This window comes from Nocardia sp. CDC153, from assembly GCF_035818515.1.
In the GTDB taxonomy this organism is placed as follows: Bacteria; Actinomycetota; Actinomycetes; order Mycobacteriales; family Mycobacteriaceae; genus Nocardia.
The window spans coordinates 1,104,472-1,111,647 of record NZ_JAYKYU010000002.1 but is presented as its reverse complement, the minus strand read 5'-3'; the positions used below and the strand labels follow the sequence as shown (position 1 = coordinate 1,111,647).

Here is a 7,176-nt window from a genome sequence, read left to right as displayed (position 1 = left end):
CGGTGAGGGCGGTCGGAATATTCGATATATATCGTTCCGCGCGATTGTTCTTGCTGGTCGCGGGTGACAGCGTGGGGGTGTGAGCGAGCCGACGTATTACGCACCTGAAGGCGGGCTGCCGTCGCAGACCACCTTGTTGACCGACCGGGCCGTGGTGAAGGAGGCGTACACCGTCATTCCGCGCGGGGTGTTGCGGGACATCGTGACCAGTAATCTGCCCGGCTGGAACAACACCCGGACCTGGATTCTGGCCAAGCCGATCGCGGGGTTCGCGACCACGTTCGCGCAGTACATCGTCGAGGTGTCGCCCGGGGGTGGCAGTGCCGAACCGGAGCCCGAGCGCGGCGTCGAATCGGTGTTGTTTCTGCTGACCGGCACGCTGAATGTCGTGATCGAGGGCGAGAAGCACAGCCTCACGCCGGGCGGGTACGCCTACCTTCCCGCGGGGGCCGATTGGTCGGTGGCGAACGAGTCCGCCGACGTGGCGACCTTCCAATGGGTTCGCAAGGCTTACGAGCCGCTCGAGGGTTACACGACGCGCGCGTTCGCGGTGCAGGAACAGGACGTCGAGCCGACGCCGATGCCCGATACCAATGGGGCTTGGGCCACAACGCGTTTCGTCGACCCGAACGATCTCGCGCACGACATGCACGTCAATATCGTGACCTTCGAGCCCGGCGCGGTGATTCCGTTCGCCGAGACCCACGTCATGGAGCACGGCATCTACGTGCTCGAGGGCAAGGCCGTGTACCGCCTCAACGACGACTGGGTCGAGGTCGAGGCGGGAGACTTCATGTGGCTGCGCGCCTTCTGCCCGCAGGCCTGCTATGCGGGTGGGCCCGGCAAGTTCCGCTACCTCCTGTACAAGGACGTCAATCGCCAGATCAAACTGACCTGATCTGCCCGAGGGAGTTGGCCTGGGCCATCAGGTAGTCGCGTTCGGGGTTGTTGGCGGCGAGAGCGATGGCGGACCGGTATGCCTCGGCGGCCTCGGAGGTGCGGTTCAGGCGGCGGAGGAAGTCGGCTCGGATCGCGTGGTAGAGGTGGTGGGTTTGCAGGTCGAGGGCCTCCAGTTCGGTGAGAGCCGTTGTCGGGCCCGAGACTTCGGCCAGCGCGACCGTGCGGTTGAGCAGGACCATGGGGGTGGGGAGTTGGGCGGCCAGATGGTCGTAGAGGGTGAGGATTTGGGGCCAGTCGGTCGCCTCGGGGGTGCGGGCGTCGGCGTGGACCGCCTGGATCGCGGCTTGAAGTTGGTAGGGGCCGGGGTGGTTTCGGCGGAGGCACTTGCGGACCAGAGTGTGGCCTTCGGCGATCAACGCCGCGTCCCAGCGAGTTCGGTCCTGGTCCGGTAGCGGGATCAGTGCTCCGTCGGGGGAAGTGCGTGCCGCGCGGCGGGATTCGGTGAGGAGCAGCAGGGCCAACAGGCCCCAGACTTCCGGCTCGTCGGGCATGAGGTCGAAGAGAACGCGGGTCAGGCGGATGGCCTCGGCGCAGAGGTCGGGGCGGGTCAGGTGGTCGCCCGCGGTGGCGGTATAGCCCTCGGTGAAGATCAAGTAGAGGACCGCCAGCACCGAATCCAGGCGGGCGGGAAGGTCCGCGTCGGAGGGGATTCGGTAGGGGATGCGGGCGTCGCGGATTTTGCCCTTGGCGCGGGTGAGGCGTTGCGCCATGGTGGTTTCGGGGACCAGGAAGGCACGGGCCACTTCGGCGGTGGTGAGGCCGCCGAGGAGGCGGAGGGTGAGGGCCACCCGGGCGTTGAGGGACAGGGCGGGGTGGCAGCAGGTGAAGATCAGGCGGAGGCGATCGTCCGGCACTGCGCCCTCCTCGGGTGGGGTGTCGCGTTCGTGCAGGAGTGCGGCCTGGGCGTACTTGTCGGGACGGGCGGCCTCGCGGCGCAGGCGGTCCACGGCGCGGTTGCGGGCCGTGGTGATGATCCAGCCGGGCGGGCTGGGCGGCAGGCCGTCCGACGGCCAGCGTTGGACCGCGGTGGCGAAGGCGTCCTGGACCGCGTCTTCGGCGATGTCGACATCGCCGAAGACCCGGATCAGGCTGGCGACCGCGCGGCCGTAGTGTTCGGCGAACACCGCTTCGACGGCCGCGAGATCGACTGTGCCGAAAGGCATGTCACCGATCCTGGATCGGCCGGACCTCGATCGGCAGGCCGATGACGGTGGCCATGCGCCCGCCCCAGTCCAGCGCCTCGTCCAGATCGGCCGCCTCGATGACGGTGAAGCCGCCGATGTGCTCCTTGCCCTCGGCGAACGGCCCGTCGGTCATGAGCACCTCGGACCCCTTGGCCCGCAACACCGTCGCGGTACTGGGCGCGTGCAGCCCGGCCGCGAACACCCACGCCCCGGCCGCTTGCATCTCCGCATTGAGCTTGCCCAGCTCGCTCATGATCTCGTCGAGATTGTCCGGCGGCGCGGAATCCGAGGGCTGGTAGATGCTGAGCAGATACTGCGTCACAGCGACTCCTCTCCGGCGGGACGGTAGGTGGCGATGAGCACACCGGTCGTCGTGGTCACGCTCTGCACCAACCGCAGCGCGCCCACATTCACGCCCTCGAACAGGCGCGTGCCGGGACCGACCGTCAGCGGATGGATCGAGAGCAGATACTCGTCGATCATGCCCGCGCGCATGAGCGAGCGCAGCAACTCGCCGCTGCCGAGCACCACCAGACTCAGCCCGGGCCGCTCGGCGAACACCTCCCGCAGGGCCGTCACCGCGTCACCGGACAGCAGGGTCGAGTTCTGCCACGGCAGCGGATCGGTCAGCGTGCGGGAGGCGACGAGCTTCTCCGACTTGTCCAGCACCTCGGTGAACGGATTGTCGGTCTGGTTCGGCCAGTACCCGTGGAAGTCCTGATAGGTGCGGCGGCCGAACAGCAGCGCGCTCTCGCGGGCCGCCTGCGCGGCCATGTGCTCACCCATGACCCGGCCCTGCACCGGATCCGCGTACGGGTGCGCCCAGCCGCCGCCGGTGAATCCATTGCGGGTGTCCTCATCCGCCCGACCCGGCGCCTGCATGACGCCGTCGAGGGTCAGATTGACGACCGCGGTGATCGTGCCCATGATTCGCTCCTCGGGATCGTGCCCGGCCGAATGCCGGGCTCATCCCCTACACGAACGGGCTACCGCGAATACGACATCACCGCGAAAAAGAATTCTCAGACCTCGAGATTCTCCTCGATGTCCTTGAGCCGATGCCGCGCCAGGGCCAGATTCCCGCGCTCCCGATCCAGCGCCACATACAGGAACAGCCCGTGCGAGCGCCGCCCCCGCAAGGGCCGCACCAGGTGGTACTGGCTGCTGAGCGTGATGAGCACGTCCTCGATCTCCTCATTGAGCCCGAGCTGCTCGATGGTCCGGATCTTGGCGCGAATCACCTCGGTGTTCCCGGCCGCCGCGATCTCCATGTTCAGATTCTTCGTACCGCCCAACATGCCCAGCGGCATACCGCTGCCATAGTCGACGACGGCCGCGCCGATCGCGCCGTCGAGCATCATCATGTCCTTCAGAGCAATTTCCAAGTCCGCCATGGATATTTCCCTTCGTGCGCCGTGACGGGTCCTCGCGTGCGGTGACGCTACGCCCGCCCGTGGTGCGCGGTATGGGATTTGCTGAAGAATTCCGCAAGGTATGCAATTAACAAGTTACGCAATCAGTTAGCGGTCGTGGGCCCGAAAAAACCGTGGGCGCTGCCGAATCCGGCAGCGCCCACGGGTCCGCTGGGAATCTCAGCCGCAGAGGCTGCCCGGAGCGGTGGCCGCGTCCAGGAACAGCACGGCCTCCTCCTTCTCGGACGCGCCGCCCGGCAGCTGCTCGACCAGATGCTCCTTGGTCAGCCCGCCCGCCAGCGCGGAGCAGTCGGCCTTGCCCACATCGATGGCCGCCACCTGCTGATCGTTATCCGACAGGAGCTCTCCGTGCGCCTGCAGATAACTCACGAACACCTGCTCCTGTGCGGTGAGCGCCCGCTCCGCACCGGCCGCCCCCGCGGCCGCTCCCACCAAGAAAACCCCCGCGACCATCACTCCGAAACCCGAAGCGAGACGGCGCTTTTTACCCACGAACTCTCCTTCAACATCGAACGAACCCGGCGAGCCTACCCCGGCCCGGCCGCTAATCACGCGAGAAGTCGGCCAAGCCCTCGAGGCGGGGGAACAGCTCGTCCGGACTCGGCATGGCCGATATCTCCGCGGCGACCTCGCGGGCGGCCTTGGCCAGGGCGCGATCGTCGATCAGGCGCGTGATGTGCTCGGCGGTAATGCGTCTCGGCGCGACGGACAGCCCGCAGCCCCGGGCGTGGATCAGCTCCGCGTTCCAGCCGCGGTCGCCGGTGTCGGGCGTGAGGATTTGGGGCAGACCGGCGTTCAGGGCGGCATACACCGAGCCCGCACCGCCGTGATTGATCATGGCGTCGCAGGTGCGCAGGGCGTCGGCGAGAACGGTCCAGCCGACCGTGCGGATATTCGCGGGCAGCGCGGGATGGCGGGTGACACCCCGATCGGGTCGGACGATGACGAATTCGGCGTCGACATCCGGCGCGGCGCGCACGACCGAGCGGAGAAAGGGCGTCGCTCGATCGCCGAGCATCGTGCTGCGCGTGACCAGGATTCGCGGGCGATCACCGGGCGTCTCGAGCCAGTCGGGCAGGGGCGGTCCGGGCGTAGAGAAGGGGATGTAGCGCATGGGCCAGCCCGGAATCGAGACGATGCTGGGCGGCGCGATGCTCAGCGCGGCGGTGTCGCCGACCTCCGGTTCCCCCAGTCGTTCCAGCAGCCGCGCGCAGACCAGCTCGCCGTGATCGAGCCCGATATTGTGCAGCACCGCGGGGACTTTCAGCCGGTCGGCGGCGATCGCGGCGACGGCGGCGAAGGGCTCGTGCACGATGAGATCGGGTGCGAACTGCTCCGACAGCGCCAGCACCCGCCGCAGCATGTTGTCGTTCACGGCGGCGAAGACGCGGGCCGCGACCATCGGATCGGCGGAGCCGATGATCGCGTGCCGGGCGGCGAGCGGATGGAGAGCCAAGGCGCGCAGGGGAACTCGCACGCTCATGGGATCGGCGACCGTCACCGTCGGTAATCGGTCGCGCAGCACGGTCACGACCTCGTCGCCGGAACCGAGCAGCACCTCGTGCCCTGCCGCGCGCAGGCGCAGGGCCAGCGGCAGCATCGGGAAGGCATGGCCGATCAGCGGGGTGGCGACGAACAGTACTCGCACCCTGGTACTTCCTCTCTCCCCGACGTTTTCGCCCTACGAGCCGAGGGCGGCGGCCAGCACCGGCCAGGCGGCGGCGAGGTGATCGCGCCAGTACGGCCAGCTGTGCGTGCCCGCCGGAGCGAAGTCGTAGGTGGCCGGTATGGCAAGACCGTCCAGTTCACTATGCAGGAGATCGGTGCACACCCGGGTGCCGAATTCGATGGCACCGCCCTCGAACACCACATCGGGCAGGTCCGGAGTCGACGGATTCTCGTGCTCCCCGGGCAGACCCGACGCCGCGTAGAAATAGAGCGCCTTGCCGCGCAGGCGATCCGCGTGGGTCAGCACATCATGTGCGGCCCAGTCCGGATCATCGGCGACTCCCCACATGGCATCCGGATCGGACCCGTCGGTGCCGACGATATAGCGCAGCTCCGCCTGCCCGATCGCATCGGCGGTATCGAAACATCCACTCAGCGCGGCGACCCCGGAATAGAGGTTCCCGGACCGCTCGGCCAGCATCATCGCCGCCTGCGCGCCCATGGAGATGCCGAGCACCGCCGCGCGGCCGGTGCCGTCGAATCGAGCGTCGAGCAGCGGCGGCAGTTCCCGGGTGAGCAGCGTTTCCCACTTCTGGTGTCCGCGCACGCGATCGTCGCGCTGCCAATCGGTGTAGTAGCTGCCCGCGCCGCCCACCGGGAGCACGACGTTGACGTTCTTGTCGGCGAAGTACTCGACCGCGCCGCCCTGGAAGGTCCAGTCGTTCTGGTCGGGTCGGGCGGAGTCGATGCCTTCCAGCAGGTAGACGGTGGGCCGCGGGACCGAACGGTCCGGTGGCAGGAGGACATCGATCTGCACGGTGCCCGCCATGGCGGGGGAGCGGACGAAGACCTGCAGCCAGCGGTCGGTGACCCGCACGATGTGATCGATGGTCGCGGCGGCGTCCGCTCGCGCCCCCGGTGCCCCGACGGTCGCCCCGAGCAGCATCGCCAGTATCGCGATCCACCTCATGACGGCCCCGCTCCCGCCGTGTCGAACCGCCAGATCGGTTCGCCCCCGCGCACCGCGTGCGCCCGCCTCATGATCTCACGAAGCCGCGCCTCCCCACCCAAAGTCTTTGTCTGCGTCCGATATTCGCCGACGGCCCGCAGCTTCCGCGCCTCCAGGCCACCGGTCACCGGAAACGCCGTCATACTCCACTGCTCGGGGTGCACCGTCACCCCGGCCAGCGCCGTCGCATCCGGCCCCCGCGCCAACAGCGACATGGCCTCCAGTTCGAATCCGGCGCGCGGACTCGCCCATCCGGGCGCGGACCGATAGGGGAACGGCCGCAGCCGCGAGACCGGATGTCGCCGTCGATTGCGCTCCGAGAGCGCGTTGAAGTCCTCGTAGAACAGCACCCGCGACCCGGCCCGCAAAGCGCCCACCGCCACGATCACGTGGTCGACGTGGTTGCCAATTCCCAAGGGGGACAGCACAACCGTGTCTTCGGACGCCACCAGCCGCGCGATCGCCCGCCGAACTTCTTCGACGTACGCGCCCCGCGCCAGATCCTCGGATGTCCGGAACAGTGGCAGCGGCCCGCGCGGCCGCGGATCACGAAACAGGCGCTCGAACAATCCGAGCCGCCGCGCCCGCGCCCCCAGCACCGCCAGCGCCCGATCATCCTCCCCGACCCGAACCGCGTAATCGGAGAACGCTTTCTGTCGCTCACCACCCGTGATGGCGGCCCCGGCGGCGGAGAACACGGTGAGCACCTCGACGGTCTGCCCCCGGCTCGCCCGCGCCGCGATCAATCCCCCGACCGACAGCACCGCATCATCGAAATGCGGCGACACCACGACCATTCGGCCCGCGGCATCGAGCATCCGGGAAAGATCCATCGCGCCCTCCTCTCACCGAGCGAAGGGTGCTGTACCCGAAAACCTCGAGCCCAACCACCACCTTCGCCCAGCGAGCCCCCCCAACCGTA

Annotated in this window: 9 protein-coding genes; 1 reads left to right on the top strand and 8 read right to left on the bottom strand. The window is 68.3% G+C overall.

What is annotated here, in order from left to right:
• The first annotated feature begins 79 nt into the window (after positions 1-79).
• On the top strand, positions 80-898 hold the full coding sequence (locus tag VMT65_RS13760; RefSeq protein ID WP_326308557.1) for a bifunctional allantoicase/(S)-ureidoglycine aminohydrolase: 819 nt from the start codon (positions 80-82) through the stop codon (positions 896-898).
• On the opposite strand, the gene VMT65_RS13755 is transcribed toward VMT65_RS13760, so the two are convergent.
• The 8 genes from VMT65_RS13755 to VMT65_RS13720 form a co-directional block, all read right to left on the bottom strand.
• Positions 885-2,123 carry an RNA polymerase sigma factor gene (locus tag VMT65_RS13755; RefSeq protein WP_326308556.1) on the bottom strand — a complete coding sequence of 413 codons (1,239 nt, stop codon included), beginning with the start codon at positions 2,121-2,123 and terminating at the stop codon, positions 885-887. The genes VMT65_RS13760 and VMT65_RS13755 overlap by 14 nt on opposite strands.
• Position 2,124: 1 nt before the next feature.
• Complete coding sequence (locus tag VMT65_RS13750) at positions 2,125-2,466, bottom strand: YciI family protein (RefSeq protein WP_326308554.1); 342 nt, start codon at positions 2,464-2,466, stop codon at positions 2,125-2,127.
• Positions 2,463-3,071, bottom strand: a complete 609-nt coding sequence (locus tag VMT65_RS13745) for a dihydrofolate reductase family protein (protein ID WP_326308553.1) — start codon at positions 3,069-3,071, stop codon at positions 2,463-2,465. Before VMT65_RS13745 ends, VMT65_RS13750 begins: the two co-directional genes overlap by 4 nt.
• 95 nt (positions 3,072-3,166) lie before the next feature.
• Positions 3,167-3,538, bottom strand: a complete 372-nt coding sequence (locus VMT65_RS13740; RefSeq protein WP_326308552.1) for a hypothetical protein — start codon at positions 3,536-3,538, stop codon at positions 3,167-3,169.
• 198 nt (positions 3,539-3,736) lie between these two features.
• On the bottom strand, positions 3,737-4,069 hold the full coding sequence (locus tag VMT65_RS13735) for a DUF732 domain-containing protein (RefSeq protein WP_326308551.1): 333 nt from the start codon (positions 4,067-4,069) through the stop codon (positions 3,737-3,739).
• 52 nt (positions 4,070-4,121) lie between these two features.
• Complete coding sequence (locus tag VMT65_RS13730) at positions 4,122-5,225, bottom strand: glycosyltransferase (RefSeq protein ID WP_326308550.1); 1,104 nt, start codon at positions 5,223-5,225, stop codon at positions 4,122-4,124.
• A 33-nt stretch (positions 5,226-5,258) separates the two neighbouring features.
• Positions 5,259-6,215, bottom strand: a complete 957-nt coding sequence (locus tag VMT65_RS13725; protein WP_326308549.1) for an alpha/beta hydrolase — start codon at positions 6,213-6,215, stop codon at positions 5,259-5,261.
• On the bottom strand, positions 6,212-7,087 hold the full coding sequence (locus VMT65_RS13720) for a PIG-L deacetylase family protein (protein ID WP_326308548.1): 876 nt from the start codon (positions 7,085-7,087) through the stop codon (positions 6,212-6,214). Before VMT65_RS13720 ends, VMT65_RS13725 begins: the two co-directional genes overlap by 4 nt.
• Positions 7,088-7,176 lie beyond the last annotated feature (89 nt).